This is a genomic window from Haloferax profundi (assembly GCF_001469865.1).
In the GTDB taxonomy this organism is placed as follows: domain Archaea; phylum Halobacteriota; class Halobacteria; order Halobacteriales; family Haloferacaceae; genus Haloferax; species Haloferax profundi.
Genome location: NZ_LOPV01000132.1, coordinates 1 through 2,449 on the forward strand (window position 1 = coordinate 1; position 2,449 = coordinate 2,449).

3 protein-coding genes are annotated in these 2,449 nt (G+C 47.7%); all 3 read left to right on the forward strand.

Annotated elements, in window-relative coordinates:
* A partial coding sequence (locus AUR66_RS06610; protein ID WP_058571684.1) for a hypothetical protein occupies positions 1-328 on the forward strand: 328 nt, incomplete at its 5' end.
* A gap of 501 nt (positions 329-829) precedes the next feature.
* Complete coding sequence (locus AUR66_RS06615; RefSeq protein ID WP_058571685.1) at positions 830-1,267, forward strand: ribonuclease HI family protein; 438 nt, start codon at positions 830-832, stop codon at positions 1,265-1,267.
* A gap of 774 nt (positions 1,268-2,041) precedes the next feature.
* Positions 2,042-2,449, forward strand: a 408-nt coding sequence (locus tag AUR66_RS06620; RefSeq protein WP_197409693.1) for a winged-helix domain-containing protein, incomplete at its 3' end; no start/stop codon positions are given.

The following is a 2,449-nucleotide window of genomic DNA, read 5'->3' on the forward strand; positions in this document are numbered from 1 at the left end:
ATGGCATAATATTCAACCAATATTGGATGTAGTCCCGAAATGTCGTCGGAGTTCTGTTGAGTGGAAGGTGCAAAATGTTCGTCTCAGGAGCTTCAACAGCCACTACGCAGGCATATACGGTGCAGTAATTGGTGCGAGTCTGGTCGAGATGTACGACGACTTTGATTCAATGCAGAACTCGAAAGGCGACGATTTCTATTCGCTCGCATCTGATTACTGGGATGCCATGAGGAAACAGATGATCTCGGAGAACAAAGACAAAGGCGACATCCCCGATCTTGAGGACCTCGCTGAATTTTCATTCCGGAAATTCTGCGAAAATAACTGAAACGGTTTCGACCGTAATCCGGCGACTAACGAACAACAACCGATACACCTCGGAAACAACTTCCGCGAGTCTACTATTGTACACTCTCTGGTTTCAGTAGCAAACTGCCTCTCGCTATTGCAGAGTAGTACAACGTGCCTTTGTGTTCCTCACACCCCGTGTTAACTTCGCTATCGAACCCAACGTAGTCTTCTACCTCTTTCTACCCTCCTACACTATACTGTACCTTCCTTGTAGAAAGACGGCCTGTAACGACCAAATCACTCAACCAATATCCTATAGAATTCTGTTTAAATACAGCGCTGTGACTACGGATTTAGTGCTGGTGATCCGACTACAGTGCTGTATCGGGTCAGTCTACCCAATTGATTTCTATGACCGCGTATTCGACGATTCATGTGCAAGAGCAAGACGTCCAAGATTTAGACGAGTTCGCACGGACTGAGCTCGGAACAGACGAACTACCGTACAGAGCGATAATCCAACATCTACTGAGCAATCATGACTGATACATACGGTTCTTTCGACGAACGGCGTAGCTTTGCAGGTCTTCATTTCGACGGTGCGAGTCGGGGCAACCCTGGCCCGGCGTCCATCGGCTGGCTCATCTCGACGAGTGACACAATCGTCGACGAGGGGTCGGAGCGAATCGGACGCACTACGAACAACTGTGCAGAGTACGAGGCACTCATCGCTGGTCTCGAACGAGCTCTCGACCTCGGAATCACAAAAATCAGAGCGAGAGGAGACTCGGAGCTGATTGTGAGGCAAGTACAGGGCGAGTACAATGTAAACGACTCGAAGATGCAGAAGCGCCACAAACAGGTGATGGACCTCGTGAGTGAATTCGAGCAGTTCGATATTTCGCACGTGCCTCGCGAGGAGAACGTTGAGACAGACGGACTAGCGAATGACGCGCTCGATAATCTCGCCCAATAATACCAAACAACCTCTTGATGAAATTATATTAACCAATATCGTCACACGAACGGCACCGTTAGTTCGAAGGCCGGTCCTGTGTGACGGGAACGTTCCCTAACTTCTTTTTTAAATAGGTCCCGGTTGTATTTCTGGTAGGAAGAGTGTACTCGTCACACAAAATTTCACCGTAGAATGCCTACGTTCTCGTCACATGACATTCCATAGGTGACGACTAGTAGCTCTCTCGTTGTGGCTGAATGGCCCTGTTGAAACCCTCAGTCAGTGATAGTTTGTCGAGAGCGTGCTGAATACAGGGCGCGTACCGGTTACTTTACTATCTGTGAATCTGAGCCAACTTAATTGCTAAGTGAAACAGGAATGTCACTCTCGGAGCAACGATTAGTTCAACATCTATCATTGACGCGCTGCTAGTACGCGGTTTCAATTAAGCAGGTGAATCTCCTGCAGAGAATCAATCAAACTCGTCCGCACCGCTCCTTACGGGTCAATATCACCCTCAAATAATACTTCGTCAAGTTCTCCTGAGCCAACATGAACCTGTATCACACGAGAACAAGTGGGACATGTATAACGAATTCTTGAACCAAAGAATGATTTTCCTGAGCGAAGCATTGTTGTCGTGTCATGGCCCCGAGAGCACTCTGGGTTTGGAAAGTCGTCACTCATAACATACGTAAGACAGATATCATGAAATAGTTTCGGATGTGCATATTTACCTGTTTTTCAGAACTAAATATTATATTTTACTAATATTGAAACCATCCTCTATATGTGTCCCGCCACACCTACCAAAATCAGAGGTTTCAACAGAGCCGGATGAATGATTTAGTAGGGGCTTTTCGTGATGTACACTCTCCGATTGGTACGAACCAAACGGATATGACGTCAGGCTCTGATACACAACTCATGAACCAGGGACGAGACGATAGCGGACGGTTCGTGAACAAAATCACTGACCAAGATATTCTGAAGGTGTTCGATTATAACGACGACCCAGTTCTCACCGCCCCAGAAGTCGCAGAGGGCCTGCACCGGTTCGATAAACAGATGACTTCTGAGGGCGTCCGAAACCGGCTGGAAAAAATGGCCGAGGACGGACTGGTGAATCGAAAGAAAATCGGTTCGAGAGCGGTGTGTTGGTGGGCAGAGGTTGCACCCGAGATTGATTCTCGGACTGCC

Excerpts from the sequence above, each read along its gene's own strand:
- AUR66_RS06615 (WP_058571685.1), top strand. The coding sequence starts at position 830 with ATGACTGATACATACGGTTCTTTCGACGAACGGCGTAGCTTTGCAGGT.